The organism is Photobacterium nomapromontoriensis (assembly GCF_050336815.1).
In the GTDB taxonomy this organism is placed as follows: domain Bacteria; phylum Pseudomonadota; class Gammaproteobacteria; order Enterobacterales; family Vibrionaceae; genus Photobacterium; species Photobacterium nomapromontoriensis.
Genome location: NZ_JAKJSL010000018.1, coordinates 1 through 17,301 on the forward strand (window position 1 = coordinate 1; position 17,301 = coordinate 17,301).

General features: G+C 43.0%; 18 protein-coding genes. 12 read left to right on the top strand and 6 right to left on the bottom strand.

Annotated features, from left to right (window positions below; all coding sequences use genetic code 11):
• The first annotated feature begins 62 nt into the window (after positions 1–62).
• The 3 genes from L4D12_RS04205 (at position 63) to L4D12_RS04215 (ending at position 3,445) form a co-directional block, all read left to right on the top strand.
• Positions 63–383, top strand: a complete 321-nt coding sequence (locus tag L4D12_RS04205; RefSeq protein ID WP_428446575.1) for a helix-turn-helix transcriptional regulator — start codon at positions 63–65, stop codon at positions 381–383.
• A gap of 215 nt (positions 384–598) precedes the next feature.
• Positions 599–1,675 carry a DUF4297 domain-containing protein gene (locus tag L4D12_RS04210; protein WP_428446576.1) on the top strand — a complete coding sequence of 359 codons (1,077 nt, stop codon included), beginning with the start codon at positions 599–601 and terminating at the stop codon, positions 1,673–1,675.
• Between the two features lie 48 nt (positions 1,676–1,723).
• On the top strand, positions 1,724–3,445 hold the full coding sequence (locus tag L4D12_RS04215) for a hypothetical protein (protein ID WP_428446577.1): 1,722 nt from the start codon (positions 1,724–1,726) through the stop codon (positions 3,443–3,445).
• A gap of 215 nt (positions 3,446–3,660) precedes the next feature.
• On the opposite strand, the gene L4D12_RS04220 is transcribed toward L4D12_RS04215, so the two are convergent.
• Positions 3,661–4,860 carry a tyrosine-type recombinase/integrase gene (locus L4D12_RS04220; protein WP_428446578.1) on the bottom strand — a complete coding sequence of 400 codons (1,200 nt, stop codon included), beginning with the start codon at positions 4,858–4,860 and terminating at the stop codon, positions 3,661–3,663.
• 178 nt (positions 4,861–5,038) lie between these two features.
• Here L4D12_RS04220 and sbcB point away from each other — a divergent pair, with 178 nt between their 5' ends.
• From sbcB to purT, 7 genes are all read left to right on the top strand, one after another.
• Entirely contained in the window at positions 5,039–6,460 is a 1,422-nt protein-coding gene (sbcB, locus tag L4D12_RS04225; RefSeq protein WP_428446579.1) for an exodeoxyribonuclease I, read from the top strand.
• A gap of 230 nt (positions 6,461–6,690) precedes the next feature.
• Positions 6,691–7,209, top strand: coding sequence for a winged helix-turn-helix domain-containing protein (locus tag L4D12_RS04230; RefSeq protein WP_428446580.1), 519 nt, complete (start codon positions 6,691–6,693; stop codon positions 7,207–7,209).
• A 118-nt stretch (positions 7,210–7,327) separates the two neighbouring features.
• Positions 7,328–7,669 (top strand): CidA/LrgA family protein, encoded by a 342-nt coding sequence (locus tag L4D12_RS04235; RefSeq protein ID WP_428446581.1) that lies wholly within the window; start codon positions 7,328–7,330, stop codon positions 7,667–7,669.
• The gene (locus L4D12_RS04240) at positions 7,666–8,346 is read left to right on the top strand and encodes a CidB/LrgB family autolysis modulator (protein ID WP_428446582.1); all 681 of its coding nucleotides are present in this window, start codon (positions 7,666–7,668) and stop codon (positions 8,344–8,346) included. Before L4D12_RS04235 ends, L4D12_RS04240 begins: the two co-directional genes overlap by 4 nt.
• A gap of 200 nt (positions 8,347–8,546) precedes the next feature.
• Positions 8,547–9,434 carry a cytidine deaminase gene (gene cdd / locus L4D12_RS04245; protein ID WP_428446583.1) on the top strand — a complete coding sequence of 296 codons (888 nt, stop codon included), beginning with the start codon at positions 8,547–8,549 and terminating at the stop codon, positions 9,432–9,434.
• Between the two features lie 129 nt (positions 9,435–9,563).
• Positions 9,564–10,457 (top strand): DMT family transporter, encoded by an 894-nt coding sequence (locus tag L4D12_RS04250; RefSeq protein ID WP_428446584.1) that lies wholly within the window; start codon positions 9,564–9,566, stop codon positions 10,455–10,457.
• A 232-nt stretch (positions 10,458–10,689) separates the two neighbouring features.
• Complete coding sequence (gene purT / locus L4D12_RS04255; RefSeq protein WP_428446585.1) at positions 10,690–11,865, top strand: formate-dependent phosphoribosylglycinamide formyltransferase; 1,176 nt, start codon at positions 10,690–10,692, stop codon at positions 11,863–11,865.
• Positions 11,866–11,965: 100 nt separating this feature from the next.
• Here the strand turns inward: purT and L4D12_RS04260 are convergent, their stop codons facing one another.
• A complete protein-coding gene (locus tag L4D12_RS04260) occupies positions 11,966–12,610 on the bottom strand; it encodes a thiopurine S-methyltransferase (RefSeq protein WP_428446586.1) in 645 nt (214 codons plus the stop codon).
• 237 nt (positions 12,611–12,847) lie between these two features.
• A complete protein-coding gene (locus tag L4D12_RS04265) occupies positions 12,848–13,141 on the bottom strand; it encodes a hypothetical protein (protein ID WP_007461536.1) in 294 nt (97 codons plus the stop codon).
• A gap of 243 nt (positions 13,142–13,384) precedes the next feature.
• Between L4D12_RS04265 and L4D12_RS04270 the strand changes: the two genes are divergently transcribed.
• Positions 13,385–13,780 carry a nitrous oxide-stimulated promoter family protein gene (locus L4D12_RS04270; protein ID WP_428446587.1) on the top strand — a complete coding sequence of 132 codons (396 nt, stop codon included), beginning with the start codon at positions 13,385–13,387 and terminating at the stop codon, positions 13,778–13,780.
• Here the strand turns inward: L4D12_RS04270 and L4D12_RS04275 are convergent.
• Both L4D12_RS04275 and L4D12_RS04280 read right to left on the bottom strand, forming a co-directional pair.
• Positions 13,768–14,136, bottom strand: coding sequence for a lipoprotein (locus L4D12_RS04275; protein ID WP_428446588.1), 369 nt, complete (start codon positions 14,134–14,136; stop codon positions 13,768–13,770). The genes L4D12_RS04270 and L4D12_RS04275 overlap by 13 nt on opposite strands.
• A gap of 124 nt (positions 14,137–14,260) precedes the next feature.
• A complete protein-coding gene (locus tag L4D12_RS04280) occupies positions 14,261–15,769 on the bottom strand; it encodes a peptide MFS transporter (RefSeq protein WP_428446589.1) in 1,509 nt (502 codons plus the stop codon).
• A gap of 301 nt (positions 15,770–16,070) precedes the next feature.
• Here L4D12_RS04280 and L4D12_RS04285 point away from each other — a divergent pair, with 301 nt between their 5' ends.
• Positions 16,071–16,619, top strand: coding sequence for a PEP-CTERM sorting domain-containing protein (locus tag L4D12_RS04285; RefSeq protein ID WP_428446590.1), 549 nt, complete (start codon positions 16,071–16,073; stop codon positions 16,617–16,619).
• Between the two features lie 70 nt (positions 16,620–16,689).
• On the opposite strand, the gene L4D12_RS04290 is transcribed toward L4D12_RS04285, so the two are convergent.
• Positions 16,690–17,259 carry a GNAT family N-acetyltransferase gene (locus L4D12_RS04290; RefSeq protein ID WP_428446591.1) on the bottom strand — a complete coding sequence of 190 codons (570 nt, stop codon included), beginning with the start codon at positions 17,257–17,259 and terminating at the stop codon, positions 16,690–16,692.
• Positions 17,260–17,301: the final 42 nt, after the last annotated feature.

Here is a 17,301-nt window from a genome sequence, read left to right on the forward strand (position 1 = left end):
GATTTATTTGCACTTCCTCATCCTCAATGTCTATCAGTAACGGCGTAAATAAGGAGCAAAAAATGCACAATTATACTGACTACCCTACTGTAGACGTCTCTTATAGCGTTAAATCATACAGTTACGTTACGCCGTCACAGTTTAAATCTGAGAAAGAACCAGAGCAATCATCTCAATCTTTATCAAGCTTGAATGACCAATCATCAACGCAGCTGATCAGCCATAATGAAGTGCTGGAAATGTTCCAAGTATCTAGCAAGGCCACCATCTACAAATGGCGGCAGACTCGCGGTTTTCCGGATCCGGTTACACTGATGCCGTTGAGGTGGCTGAGAACAGCGGTTGAAGAATGGAAGGATAGTATTGGGGGATATGGGAGGTGATAAGAAGCGGCCAGTTGGCCGCTTATGTTAGACCTTAACTCAGTATGAATTTGGATATTCCAAAATTAGCCGAGAGTGCTAGTTTTTACCTTTTGGGTAACCTCTAATTTTAAATAAAATGTGCTCAAGATCAAATAGATAGGATCATACCAATATATGACATATGCTAATATGCACCTAATAGGTACAACTCATTTATAGTTGGTATAAGTCACATGGCAGATAATCCACTTGCAGAAGCTCAGCGGGAGTCCGCAGGCGCTAGCACTTTTGGAAAATATAATTTTCAATTCCATTGGGCTTTATGCGAGATAATCGAGAAACACAAACAGAAAAAAGAATATGCGATCCTCATTGAGTACCATGAGGATGTGGTTATCGCAGATACTTTAGATGCTGGTACTGCAAGATTTGAGTTTTATCAGGTTAAGAATCAGGGAACCAAATTTACAGCCGATTCATTAACCAAGCGTAAAAAAGGAGCGAAAGGATCCCTGAAAGACTCCGTGCTAGGTAAATTACTTACCTCTTGCCTTAACAACCAATATGAGGATCGTATTACCAAGATTGGCTTAGTTTCCTCTAGTGGTTTTAGCTTAGCTCTAGATAAGGGGCTAAGGCTAGATGTCATTAAGGTTGGTGACATTGCAGAGGATGACTTATCGACTTTAACTCAAAATATTCATAATGAGTTAGGCATCATTGTATTACCTGAACACCTCCAATTCATTGTTCCAGAAATACAACTCAAAAATCAAGAAGACTATGTTCTTTCAAACTTTGCAAGACTTGTAGATAAACTCTTTCCTGGAGCGCAGTGCAACGCAGTCGCTATCTATCGAGCAATAATTGATGAAATGGGGCGAATTGGTCGTTTAGAATATGACTATAAAGATTGGGATAGGCTCATCGATAATAAATCTTTGACTTCGGCAAGTGTACACCAAGTCCTTACTCAGCACTCTAGTCACCCATCTGTGGATGATATTAAAAATGATTTCGATGACCTAGCAAATGATTTAGGTTGGAAATCTAAGAAAAAACGCTCTTTTAAGCGAGAGTTATCATTACTAGCTCTTCGAAGAGCCGGTTTTATGAGCGCTTTAGACATTGATATCACTAATTCATTTAGGGCATCTCATAACAAAATCAATGAAGATAGTTTTCCCGATGATATTGTTTATTTGAACGCTCTAGAAAAGCAGGCGATTAATGATGGTCTACTAGGAAAAGTCAAAGATCAGGATGCGCTTCTAATGGAAGTCATCTATTGCTTATTGAAGGCTGAATAATGAAAAATAATTACAAACTATTGGTTAGAAATCTTAGGAAACATAAAAATGAAAGGCTTGCAATTTCAACGTCTAGTTCTACTGTCCGATTCGAAAAGACTGGCGAATCAGTTTGTGTTTCCGAAGAGACTCAATCTCGTTACAGGAAACGACAATAGTATTGGGAAATCTACACTTGTTAAAAACTTATTCTGGGCTCTTGGCTGTGACCCTCACTTTGACCAAGATTGGAAGTCAAATGATGTAAAATCTATTCTTTACTTTAAAATTAACAGTACTGAATATATTGTTAGTCGCTATCAAAACACCATTTCATTTGGTAAGCTAGACGCTCAGTTACAGAATTTCACTAAGATAACTGGTGAATTTTCCCGAATTTTTGCGGAGATCACGAGCTTTGACCTACTTTTAGCGAATAAACAAAACGGTCTCGACTGTCCTCCTCCTGCTTTTTATTTTTTGCCTTTCTATATTGATCAAAAGAAGAGCTGGAATGAACCGTGGAATGGTTTTGAAAATCTTACTCAATTCAGTAATTTTCGAAAAAACCTCATCAAATACTTTTGTGGTTATCTCTCTGCTAAGCATTTTGAACTCGAAGAAGATATTTTCGAATATAAAGATAAAGAGAACGAAGCTAATCAACAAGTTGGCCGTATCTGTGCTGCAATTGAAGTCCTAGAAGAGGTTGCTCCATTACAAACTATTGCGATCACACAGCCTGAATTTGAATCAATTCAGATAGAGATTGAGCAAGAGCTTAAAGCGTTTTCATTTCAACAGTCTAGTCTGTATGAACAACAATCTATATTAGCTAATGAGATTCATGATTTAGAACAGCAGCATCTAATTGCCAGCACGTCAGCAAGAGAATTGAATGAAGATTATACGTTTGCTGTAGAAAACATTCCTTCTGACTCCTTAGAGTGTCCATTATGTGGTGTTGAACATGACAACTCGCTTCTTAGCCGTGCTGGACTTCTAGCAGATAGAGAAGCTCTTGAACTGCAAGCAAATAATATTATTGCTGATCTGGAAGATAAGTATAGACAACAAGCAGAACTCACTGAAGAACTCAATTTTGTCTCATCAGAGATTGATAGAATAAATAACAAATATCTATATCGAGATGATGATGAAGAGACCAATGAACAAACCGATTTTAATCAGGCTCTTTACGCTATATCTCAAAAAAAAGTAAACCAAAGCGTCACTCAAAAAAAAGAAAACTATCAACTGCAATCTAAAAAAGCTCAAGATAAACAAAAAGAGTTTAAAGCAGACCAACGAAAGCTTCTTAAAAAGAAAGATAGAGATGACCTTAATGAACTATTTATGGGAAATCTCATAGAAAATATCGAAACATTGTCTGCCAAAGGTGTAAACCTTAACGGCGTTAAGTCTCCTATGGATTATAAAAAGATTCTAGGAGGAGGTGCAGCCGAAGGAACTCGTGGAAATTTGGCATACCAATTAGCAATTCTACGTCAAATTGAACATGCAGCTCATTGTGAACTTGCACCGTTTGTTATCGACACACCAAACCAACAAGAGCAAGCCGAGCATAGATATAAAAAAGTACTTGATGTAATTAAAGAGAATATTCCATCTGGATATCAAGTAATTCTATGTGCTATGGATAACGATGTTCTAGCAACGTACAAGCAAGATGCTCATATTATTGAGCTAGATGATAATCGCTTACTGCAAAGTAAACATTACAAAACTCTACGTCGTGAATATGAAGACGTTATCTTATCTAGCAGATAATCCTTATGGCTACTCTCGGGTAGCCTTTCTTTTTATTCACTCATTGTATAGTTTCTATTGAATCAGTCACATTATGACAATGTATATTTACTAAACCAGTATAATAACACCACTAAAAATCTTTTTTATTATTACCTAAAACAAGATATTTATTAAATTCTATACTTGTAACAAGCATATCTCGACAACGAACCAAATACTTAACGGGGTATCCCCTACCTACCTTTAAAATTTTCGGGTAAATCAACATTTACACCTAAATATTCAGTCAGCTTATCCGCATACAGCTCATACGCCTCTCGCTGGTCATCCAGCCAATCATGCTTGTTGTAAACAGTCAGTACACCTGCCAGTTCATGGCCTAGCATCTTCTCGACAACATGTGGCATTACGCCAAGTTCTGATACACCAGTGGACAATGAACGCCTGAAATCATGAGCTCGCCACTCTTCCAACGGCAAGCTTGCTCTAATACGTCTGATATAACGATTAGCTGCAGATATGGTTATTGGAGTATTAAGGTCACTACCTGGGAAGAGAACGTCGTCGTAGGTTGCCATCACGCGCTCGAGTATGGCTCGTACTTTGGTTGGGATTGGACGACGGATAGGTTTGTTGGTTTTGCTGAGTTCTTTGGGGACGGTCCAGATACCCGCTTTCATATCAAAGTGAGAACGACGAGCAAGGCGCAGCTCTGAAAGCCGGTTGCCCCATAGCATGGTGAGTTGGTGAAGGGTTTTGTTTGAAGTGCTGGCGCGGCTACGTTCAATGGCCAACCAGATTTGAGCCAATTCAGCCCATGTAGGTACACGAGTGCCGGTTTCTGGCCTCTCCCCAACATTCTGCTTCTTTATCCGCTCAATGTCGGTACGTTCAATGATGAATTTGCTTTTGCAGAAATTAATACAGGCACGAAGAGTAGTAAAAATCGAGTTGGCCGTTTTGGGTTTTTCATCGCTGATACTATCAAGCCACCGCATCCACTCTCTGGCCGGAATCGTTTCAACATCACAATTAGGGAAAGCGCCTAGGTAGTAGTTTTTAGCAAAGGACTGGTATAAGGCCTGCGTCCCCTTCTTTAAAGTGGGGACATAATGTTTCAGCCAGTAGTGAACACAATCATCTAATGTGACGAATTCTTGCTCACCAGTGATAGCAATCTCAGGATTTCGGCCTGATTCTCTCAATTCCATCATGATTTTATGTTTCCGCCTTGCCTCTTTCAGGGAAGTTGCGGGATACTTACCAAGATGAATTCTGTGACTTTTACCTTGAAAACGACAACGATAATGAAAAAAGATTTTGGCTTTAGGTGTTATGCGTACGACTAACCCATCACCATCGCTAAGTTCTGATGGGCCATCATACGTATCTCGCTTTGTGATGACTTTAAGTTGCCGATCGGTAAGACTCATACTATTCCCTTAAATTAGGACACACGCTCAAAATTTTAGGACACAGATTAGGACACAAATGCAAATCCCAAGCTTAACTGTGTACGAATTAACTACTGTATATAAGAACAGTATAGCATTGAAAAGCCATTGTTAGAACAAGCACTTATTACTGACCCAGTGGCTTCTGGAAATTATTATGAATAACACAAATGAGCCAACATTATTTTGGCTAGATTACGAAACGTTCGGTGCGAAGCCGTCTATTGATCGCCCTTGTCAGTTCGCTGGTGTGCGAACGGATATGGACATGAACATTATTGGTGAGCCGTTGGTGATTTACTGTAAGCCGCCAATTGACTACTTACCGTCACCTGAAGCCAGTTTGATCACAGGGATCACGCCACAGGAGGCGTTTGAGAAAGGGCTGCCTGAACCTGAGTTTATTGCCCGTATTCATGATGAACTGTCTAAGCCTAATACCTGTGTGATTGGCTACAACAATGTGCGTTTTGATGATGAAGTAACTCGCTACACCTTGTACCGCAATTTCTTTGACCCTTATGCGTGGAGTTGGCAAAACGGCAACTCGCGTTGGGATCTACTCGATATCATGCGCACCTGCTACGCCCTTCGCCCTGAAGGGATCAATTGGCCGACTAATGATGAAGGCTTTCCAAGCTTTAAGCTGGAACATTTGTCGGTTGCCAATGGAATTGAACACACAAATGCACACGATGCGATGGCCGATGTTTACGCGACCATTGAATTGGCGAAAATCATCAAGCAAAATCAACCAAAACTATTCAGCTATTTTTTCAACCTGCGTAATAAACGCAAGTTACAAGAACTGATTGATATCGCAGAACTCACACCCTTGATGCATGTCTCTGGTATGTTTGGCTCTGAATGCGGCAATACCAGCTGGATCGTGCCTATGGCGTGGCACCCTGATAACAAGAATGCGGTGATCGCGGTGAATCTAGCGATGGACCCAACCCCGCTGCTTGAGCTGACTGCCGATGAACTGCTTGAGCGCCTTTACACCAAGCGTATCGATTTAGGCCCAGATGAGCTTCCAGTACCATTGAAGCTGATCCACCTGAATAAGTGTCCGGTATTGGCACCAGCAAAAACCTTGCGTGCTGAAGACGCGGCGCGGATCGGAATCGACCGTGAGGCATGCCTGAAGAACTTACAGATTTTGAAATCACACCCTGAGGTACGTGAGAAACTGTTGGCGATTTACAGTCAGGAACGTGACTATGGCGAGAATACCAATGTCGATGCTCAACTTTATGATGGCTTTTTCTCGACGGCAGACCGTTCTACCATGGATATCATCCGTAACACGTCACCGGAAGATTTAGCGACATTTGATCTGAATGTGGCTGATAAACGCATTAAACCACTGCTGTTCCGTTACCGTGCACGAAATTTCCCAATGACGCTAGCTTATCAAGAGCAGCAACAGTGGAAGCATTATTGTCAGGATTTCTATGAAGAAAACTTGCCGGCTTATATGCAAAATCTTGAAGCGTTAGGTTATGAGCATCAGTCGAGTGAGCGAAATATGAAGATTCTAAAAGCGGTGTATGATTATGTGGAATCACTTGTCTAATTTAACGGCGATGCAGGCTTGAATGAATATTCTCGTTTATGCTGCTAAGCGATAGAAATTACTAATATTTTCAAAAACCTCTTGCGCAGCTGAAGCCAAGAGGTTTTTTTATGAGGCATTATCCTTAAAGTTGCAATTGCAGATCCTGGTATCTATGCCAACACTTTAATCTGTATGGACACAATCTATTCATTATTCATGGATGCGAACAATGAATATAAGTGACCGATATGACAACAAAAAATCTTACACGCTGTTATCGCTTTGCTGCTGTAGACTTCGAACCGGATCACCGTGTCTTGGTATGGAAAGACAAAAGCGAGACCCCACTGACGATACATGAGTCCCGTCTGCTTGAGCTATTGTGCTATTGCGCTGGGCAAGTCATCAGTGCTGAATCGCTGTATGAAAAAACCTTCATCCTGCTCGACCCTTACGAAGACGGCTCTCATAACCATTACGATCTTAATACCGTATTTAAATCGTTAACTCGTAAGCTAGAACACAACGGTAAGATGGCCATTCCTATCGAAGTCGTCCAGCATTATGGCTTCCGGACACCGTTACCCGATAAAACCTGTCGTCTAATCCACGAAGACAAAGAAAAGACCACACAACTCCCACCACCACAGGAAGAGCACATTGACACGGCGACTGAACATATTGTTAAGCACAGCTTGGTGCATAAAGTGTCGGTATTCATTCTCGCTCTGGCGGGCCTAATGCTCATTTTTGCATCAAATTATTAATACTTATATACAATCCATCACGGTTAAAAAATGTGTGGTTATACCACCAAATTTACTGTGGCTTAGATCACACTTCTTTTGTATGATGAATGAGTAATTTCTTTATTCCGAAGGACTCATGGCATATCTACGTTCGTTCATCATCATTTTTATTTGTTTGATGCTTGGAAAAGGCATTCAGCACCTGTCGGGGGTTGCCATTCCCGGTAGTATCATTGGCATGCTTATTCTTTTCGCGGCGCTGTCGATGGGCTTGGTCCCCGCCCAATGGGCGATGCCAGGTTGCCACTTATTAATCCGCCATATGGCACTGCTATTCGTTCCAGTCGGCGTTGGCTTAATGAATTATCTTCACCTGTTGCAATCCAATGCATTGATCATTCTTCTTAGCACTATCGGTAGCAGCTTGGTCGTATTTACTGTTCTTGGCGTCGCTACCCATTATAAGGAAAAGCAATGATCTGGCTGGTTACAACGCTGGTAGTATTTTATTCTGCCCGCTATCTTTCAAAGCGATTTCAACATCCGATCATCAACCCTCTGCTGATCAGTTTACTGGTGATCATTCCACTTCTTATATGGCTCAAAGTGCCATACGAGACCTATTTCGAACAGAATAAAGTCATTAATGCTCTACTTGAACCCGCTGTTGTTGCTCTCGCCTTCCCGCTTTATGAGCAGCTGCATCAAATCCGTCAAAAATGGAAGGTTATTTTTTCTGCCTGCCTGATCGGTAGCGTGTTATCAATGATCACAGGAGCAGGTATCGCGGTCCTCATGGGCGCTGATGCTCAGCTTACCGCTTCAATCCTACCCAAATCGGTAACAACACCAATTGCGATGGCCGTTGCGGATCAAATCGGTGGCGTGCCATCTGTCGCCGCAATTATGGTGATCATTGCTGGCCTGTTCGGCGCTGTCGTGGGCTATCCTTTATTTAGGATGCTGGGCATTCATGCCCCTATTGCGAAAGGCTTGACCATGGGTACGGTATCTCATGCTTTGGGTACAGCAAAAGCGGCTGAAGAAGATTTCCAGGAAGGGGCATTTAGCTCATTGGCGCTAGTGATCTGCGGTGTAATCACGTCAATTTTAGCGCCACTATTATTTCCAATCATCATGACGGTATTTTCATAGAAATTATCATCCTTGTGGAGGTAATCGAATACAAAGCTAATATATTGATTCGATACATGAATTTATTATAAAAGCGTGTGACCCGACTCCCAATAATGCAATGGATGAAACAAGCGGTCGATTAATGTGATTTATGTCACACATAAATCACATTACTCAGCCTACAATGTTTCTCCATACACAAGACGGAGTAACAACTCATGCACACTAGAGTAATGGATGCTTTAGGCGCTTTACCTGCTGATTTAGCATCAGCAATCAAACCGGTTCTAGAAGCCGACAACTTTGATGCCACCCTAAGCCCTGACGTGTTTGCTGAATTACTATCAAAAACTCACATGACAGACAGCGAATGTCGTGTTGCATTACTTCCATTAGCTGCTGCTTATTCTGTCGCTCCTATTTCTAATTTCTTCGTGGGTGCGATTGCTCGCGGCCAATCCGGCACATTGTATTTTGGTGCCAATATGGAATTTGTCGGAGCCTGCCTTTCCCAAACCATTCATGCAGAGCAGTCGGCCATCAGCCATGCTTGGGTTAAAGGTGAAACCGGTATTATTGACATCACAATCAACTACAGCCCATGCGGCCACTGCCGCCAGTTTATGAACGAACTGACGTCAGCTAAAGAATTGGTTGTACAGCTGCCTAACCGAGATGCGAAAAGTCTCCAGGAATACCTGCCAGAATCTTTTGGCCCGGCCGATCTGAATATCGATGAAGGATTACTCACTGCAGTTAACCACAACATTACAACAGAAGCGACTGAGCAACTGGTACAGCAAGCTTGTGAAGCAGCTAACCGTGCCCATGCGCCATACACCAAAAATTTTAGCGGTGTTGCACTGAAAGCAAAAGACGGTCGTACCTTTGTTGGTATGTATGCTGAAAACGCGGCATTTAATCCAAGCTTACTGCCACTGCAGGTTGCATTGATTAACATGAACATGGCGGATTACCCGCTGAGTGAGATTGTTGAAGCCGCATTGGTTGAACAAGCCAACAGTACAATCAGCCATTTGGCCGATACACAAACCACATTGGAAGCATTAAATCCCGATATTCCATTGACGTATGTTGCCGCATAATCCTTGAAAAACCGCCAAAATGGCGGTTTTTTTTACAGTTGTGATCAGCAACAGCTATAAATCAGTATCCTCTCAGCCATAGCAGGAGTATGATTTTTCGAGTTTTTCACCCTAAGAAATCACATATTCATGTCACACCAACATCACCCGCTCCAAGGGGCTAGCTGGATGCTCACGGCGGGGCTTGCCTTTGCTATCGTCAACAGCATTGCGCAATACGTCAGTATGTTCATGCATCTGCCTTCGACTACCGTCGCCCTGATCCAATATTTCATCGCTCTGATCGCCATTTTTCCATGGTTACGAACGTTAGGCTTGCGCGCTGCCCTTAAAACCAATCATTTTGGTATGCACTGCTTTCGTGTATTTCTATCCGTGATTGGTATCCAACTCTGGCTATGGGCACTGGCTTATCCGGTACCTATTTGGCAAGGCATCGCATTGCTGATGACCTCACCGCTATTCGCAACCATTGGCTCTGGCCTCTTCCTGAAGGAAAAGGTCGGTATCGCGCGCTGGGTCGCTACTCTAACGGGGTTTGTGGGTGCGATGATCATCCTTGAACCATGGGGAGAAGACTTTAGCTGGGCAACACTGCTACCCGTTGGTGCTGCATTTTTCTGGGCTGGCTATTCGCTCATGGTGAAAAAAATGTCAGCACACGATTCGCCAACCACCATTGTGGTCTACCTGCTAATTTTAATCACACCATTTAACATATTCTTGGCTTTACCTGACTTCACGATGCCAAATACTGGATTTACCTGGCTATTACTCGCAGGGGCGGGTTTACTGACGGCGTTAGCGCAGTGGGCTATTGCGAAGGCGTACGCCGTGGCAGATGCTTCTTTCGTGCAACCCTTTGATCACGCCAAGCTGCCATTAAATGTCTTAGCCGGTTGGTGCATTTTTGGTTGGGTGCCACCGGGTCGATTATGGCTGGGTGCCGCGATCATTATTGGCTCAGTAGCCTTTATTACTCAGTGGGAAAACAACAAAGCATCAAAAGCGAAGACCGTTTAACACGGTACTCTCACCTGCATTATGAGCACATCCTTCAATCCCCGCATTTGCGGGGATTTTTTTAATTGCCCCCTCCGCCTGATCGCGATCATCGTGCAAGCATCGCAACGTACCTAGTCTTGTCGTTATTACTGAATTGAATAGCCAAAAACACCGACGCAAACGTTTGCGCATTCAATGAATTACTGTATGATCTGCGGCAGTTTCATTCCCCATCCAGTAAGGAATTTCGATGTTAGGATCTGCGACTCGTCCCAATGCAACCCGTGTACTACTTCTTGGCGCTGGAGAGCTAGGCAAAGAAGTGGCCATTGAATGCCAACGACTAGGTTTAGAAGTGATTGCGGTTGACCGTTACGCTGATGCCCCTGCAATGCATGTTGCTCACCGTAGCCATGTGATCGACATGCTGGATGGCGCGGCGTTAAAAGATGTGATTACATTAGAAAAACCCAATTACGTCGTACCTGAAATTGAAGCGATTGCTACCGATATGCTGGTTGAACTTGAAGCCAGTGGCTTGCATGTTGTACCAACAGCAAACGCAACCAAGCTAACGATGAACCGTGAAGGGATCCGTCGCTTAGCGGCTGAAACGTTAGCAATCAGCACATCTCCTTATGAATTTTCTGACCAATTTGATGACTTTGCTGCCTCTGTCGAACGTATTGGCACACCGTGTGTTGTCAAGCCGATTATGAGTTCATCCGGTAAAGGACAGAGCGTGATCAAATCGCAAGCTGATATCGAAAGCGCATGGCAGTACGCACAAGAAGGCGGACGCGCAGGGGCTGGCCGTGTGATTGTCGAAGGCTTCGTGGACTTTGACTACGAAATTACGCTACTTACCGTACGTGCCGTGGATGGCGTACATTTCTGCGCGCCGATTGGCCATCGTCAGGAAGACGGAGACTACCGCGAGTCATGGCAACCGCAGCAGATGTCTGACCGCGCATTAAAAGCCGCTCAAGACGTGGCTGAAAAGGTCGTGAATGCTCTGGGTGGTTATGGCCTGTTTGGCGTTGAGTTATTTGTAAAAGGTGATGAGGTACTGTTCAGTGAAGTCTCCCCTCGCCCGCATGATACTGGCATGGTCACTCTGATCTCTCAGGAGCTCTCTGAGTTTGCGCTGCATGTACGTGCATTCCTTGGCCTGCCAATCCATAGCATTAACCAATTCGGCCCATCTGCATCAGCGGTTGTGCTTGCACAAGGGGTGTCTAATGATATTCGTTTTGACAATCTTACCGCGGCATTGGCGAGACCCAATACTCAAGTTCGGTTATTTGGTAAACCTGAAATCAACGGCACCCGCCGCCTAGGTGTTGCTCTTACCCGCCGTGATACAATTGAGTCTGCAGTAGAAGATGCTGTTGCTACTGCCGCAGATATTAAGGTTGTGTGTTAGATTCATACCACACTAACCTATCACCGAAAATAAAAAGGAGCCTTTGGCTCCTTTTCTCATTCTGGTAACTATCTAAATTTAGTAGCTGCGATTATCGCGACTACTTAACGGTGATCAACCAAGCTTCTTCAGCAAAGCGGGTTAGCCCACGCTGGCGTCTAGGGTGGCTTTCGTCGGCATCATCACGGGCCAAATGGCGGATCGTACAACCATTAAACAAGGCTTCCACCTCCTCTTTCACGACCGAGAATGGAGGGCCATCCAATTCATGCTGTGGATAGTCTAATGTCACCAATAAAATGCGCCCACCCGGTTTCAGCATCGACAACAACTTGTCAGCATACATTTGCCGTAACTCTTGTGGCATTGCAATCAACGCCGCGCGGTCGTACACCACATCGACAGGCTCGATCTGAGTGGTAAAGTAGTCACCACAGTAGAGACTGATTTCATCAAATTCATACAGCGTCTGGCCATTGCCCAGCACAGTTACCATCGGGGTATAGAAGTGTTCAGCAAAAAAAGCACGGACAGCGATATCGCTTAGCTCAATACCAATAACCTTTTCATGCTTTCGTGCCAACCATGTTAAATCAACCGATTTACCACACATGGGTACTAACATCACATCATCACGTGACGCATGAAGTTCAGGCCAATACTTGATCAACATCGGGTTGGTTTCGTCCAGATGAAAACCAATGCGATTTTGCGCCCATCGGGTATGCCAAAATTCTGCATCCATTTATGTTATCTCTTCTTGTTGTGACTGACTGAGGGATATTATACCCAGCCTTCAACAGGATTGGCTAACGGCGTATTCCGCGCGGGGGAAACAAACAACGAGAGGGATACAGAGACAAAAAAGGATGCCGAAGCACCCTCTTTCGCAAACTGAGTATTGCAGAGCAAAGATCAGTTAAAATTTGTTTTTCAATTTTTCTTTATGAGAGTCATTGAATAAACGACATTAGCTATGGAATTAAGAAATTCGAAATAGCTTAATCGAATCACGGCGAACAGTTACGCCGCGGAAAGTCACTGGCTCAAGCAACGTCATAAGCTGCTTAGATACGAAAAACTTACCGCCGTAGCTACGATCACCACCACGATTTACCCAATCTGCAAATTCATCTGCCAAGCTGAACATAGAGTTTCCAACAAGCAGAACCAACACTTTAGCGACTTCACTGTCATTCTGTTTATTAAACTCCGCGTCGCGAACTTTCTTGCGATATTCATCGACGATTCTTTCTAGGCACTCAAATCTGCTCATATACACCACCATAAAAAAAGAGGAGCGGATACTACTGCTCAACACCAATGAAATCAACCCATGCACGTGGATTCTTGGCAGATTTATGCGTTTTTTTCTTTCTCGTAACATCAGATAGCACATTTACGCTAAAAATCACGATTTATCTCATAGATTTTGAGTTACACTAAAGATATATTATTAATGCATCTTTGCTATATCCAATCTGTAACTTGACCGATTTTGACATCAGGACGGCAACCTATGACAAAAAATAAACAACAACCTATTTTGCTTGGCTGCCTAGCCACCGAATTCAAAACCATTCAGGCGATGGTCGCTATCTATTGTCAAGACCATCACCAAACGCACGCACTCTGTACAAAATGCCAAGACTTTCTTGAATACACACATACTAGGCTCGACCGCTGTCCGTACGGCGAAAACAAGCCCACATGCAAAGAGTGTCCTATACACTGTTATAAAGCCGACTATAAACAACGTTCATTGCAGATCATGCGTTATGCTGGCCCCAAAATGCTATTTCGACACCCTCTTCTCGCTATTCGCCATCTGCTCTCGGCTAAAAAAGCGGTTCCTCTTAAACCAGAGGCTAACGCATCAAATCGCCATAAGCGAAAAATGACTCAGTTACGGTAATAATCTACTATCTGGATACGGGCTGGCTTCACGTTACCATCGAGAGTTATCTCAAATGTGTTGCCATCAATAACTTTTGCCGATGATCCTGTTCGCCCCGTCACGCTCACACCTTCAATTTTTTCAAACGGTCGCGACTGACTGTAATGCATATTAATGGTCAGATCGGTATCCTGATTAGCACTAAGATCAAACTGACAAATGCCTGTCGGGCAATATACATCCAACTGATCTTGTTGATGTTCAATCGCATCAACATTCTTCACAGGTGTCGTCACAAGTTGTGCTTTTTCACCACAACCAGACAGTAAAAACAATGAGAAGCCTAAGCTCGCAACAATTAATACTCGCTTCATGTCCTAATCCTCTGACTCGACAATAAAAACACGACATTATACCCCAATTAGCACAATATGCAGATTGCTGAAACGCAAAAGCGCCAGCAATGGCTGGCGCTTTATTCATATCGAAAAATGAAGGTTATGACTCAGCGGTTAACACATTCGCTTCAGCTTCTTTTTCCAATGCTTCACCTTTACGGATTAACGTCGCAATCACTTTTGATAATGCCAATGTGACAAAGGCCATCACAACCGCAAGCATTGCTAGATTAAAGAAATAACTTGCGTATACATTTTCAATAATTTCTGGTGTTAACACTTGATCTTTAGGTAATGCGATACGCGTTGATATCACGGCAGCAAGAATACCACTTAACGATAACGCAACAGATCGCAAACCAATCGAGAAAGCTGATAAGTAACGAGGGACCATTTCAAAAATAAAGCCCGCCCCTAACGCACCAACAATTAATTCCGCTAGTGACTGAAAGAAATGAACCCATAAAATCCAGTCAGCCGAAATTTTGCCATTATCACCGACAAAATGGGTCGATAAACCAAGCAGAGAAAACGCAATGGCACTAAACACAAACGCCGCTGAAAATTTAGTCGGGATAGAGGGTGAAAAACCTTTCTTCTCCAGCCAGCTATAAATATAAATAACTGGTCCACCCAATACAAAACACCATAATGGATTAAAAGCAGCGTTCGATTCTGGGCGAATAGGAATAAGCCCAAACAAATGATCATCCATTAAGTTGATTGCATAAATGTTCATTGACGTCAGCATCTGACCATAATAAAAATAGAACACAATCATGATAAAAATGGTGATCAACACTCCACACATTTTGTATTTATATGCCGCGGTTGCCTTGGTGATTTCATAAATAAAGTAACCAATGGCACATATACCCAGAGAGTATAGCAAGTACTTACCTTCATCAAGATTTGAGAACACCCAGAAGACTAAGCCAAGCATCACAGCAGAACCCGCAATGAAACAAGCCCACATTTTCATGCTCACAGGACGACGATCGAGATCATTACCCACCGCAATAAACTGATCTTTATAACGCACGAATAATACAAGGGTAATCGACATCAGACCGGAGGCGATGAAGAAATTACCTTGGTAAGAAAGGTAGGCCACCATGAACGGGAAAAGGTATTTAGAAGAAAACGACCCAAGGTTATTAATTGAGTAGTTAACCGTTAATCCCTGCTGGAAGGCATCACGATTTGTTGCAGAGTATGAATTACCCAGCAACACTGTCGGACAGGTGGCTGAAAGCCCGCGGGCATAGCCAATCAATGCGATAGAGAAGATACTGAGAGGTACATTTAAGTCGCTTGCCCCTATACCCAGTAAGAAAAAACCAATCGTATATATCGTATAACCAATATAGACCGCTCGGAATGAACCTAAATAACGGTCCGCTACGTAGCCACCAACAGCAGAAAATACGGGCCCAACCGCACCAAATGCACCCATCATCATGATGGTATCAGCTTCACTGTAATTCAATTCGTCGAGGAAAAACTTAGTCAGTAAAACGTAGGTACCATAAAATGCGGCCCCCCACAGAAATTGCCTAAAGATTAACACTCTAGCCATAAACGGGAATCTAGCATTTGCATCTTGCATATTATACTCCTTTAATATTATGCACTACGCAAACTAGCATTTACCGAGATGTAATTTTTTGATCGAATACGGATTTTAGAGAAAAACACGTTCAAAATTGATGTTACTGGTCAAATATCACAGCCAAATTCTTTTTTATGGCTTCTTATAATGCATCCTAATTTGCAACTGCGTCTCATATTGCAAGAAAGCGCATGACTATCCAGTTAAGAATCTAGAATGAATTCACAGTGTTAACATTTCTATGCATCGGCATGAAATATGCAAATTTAAATAATCAGTAGAAATGTGTTGAGTCGCAATGAAAAGCATATATAACCAAGTATTTACACTATTTATCCTTACATTATTTAGCGTAATATCACTACCACTATTGGCAGCGAATGATTCGATAATCTGCCATAAACCCGGTACACCCGCTGAAAATACACTTTCTGTCAATCAAAATGCCCTACCGGGACACTTAGGACATGGTGACACTCTCGGTGCCTGTGTTAGCGACGACGATGACAACAGTGTGGATAACAATGGTGGAAATACCAATGCTGCTAATAACAACAGCGGTGGTAACAATGTTATAATATGTCACCTGCCAGGGACACCAGCAGAGAATACAATATCCGTTAATCAGAGTGCTCTATCTGGTCACTTAGGACATGGCGACATTTCTGGAGCCTGCGACGGGGATGAAAACATACAAAGCCCCGATCCATTTATAACAGCACTACTAATCAATGAGCCTAATCAGACTATTGAGATACCTGAGCCTGCAAGCTGGTCTATATTTGGCTCAGGCTTACTATTTTGGCTTTATCGCCGAAAAACGAATAAAACCTTAGCTTCACGTTAAGCGATATCCTCTTATAATTGAATCTCAATAGAGTGATTTTACTAAGTAGTGAGATAGCCTTTGTATCAACTTAGTTTTGTTGCCAGCAATCCACACTAATTCGATACAAACAGTGCCTTTTCACATAATCAGGGTAAGCCGATAAATTGGGATGATCAAAATCTTGCTGTAGATCTGCCATACCCAACGTTTCCATCACTTTTTGTGACGGTATATTCTCCTTAGTAGTAAAAGCGTAAACATAGCTCACACCAAGCTGATTAAACGCATATTCCAATGTGGATTTTGCCGCTTCACTGGCATAGCCTTTGCGCCAATGCTTGGAAGCCAGTCGCCAGCCTATTTCTACAAAAGGCGTATTCGGTATAGGTACATGCTCGTCTTGCTGATGTAAGCCGACAAAACCTATGAACGCCCCTGTTTCCTTCAATTCAACGGCCCAGAATCCCCAACCTTTCTCTAGTATCAGTCCCTGTATTTTACTGGCTATTGCATCACTTTCTTCTCGGCTCAGAGTTTTCGGAAAATAACGCATCACCTGAGGATCTGCCGTCATCTTGGCAAACTCGGGAAAATCCGACGCCTTCCAGCTTCGTAGCAAAAGTCGTTCGGTTTCTATTGCTACCGTTTGATCCATCATTGCTGGCTCCCTCCATTCCCTTGCCCAGTTCGCTATAAACCA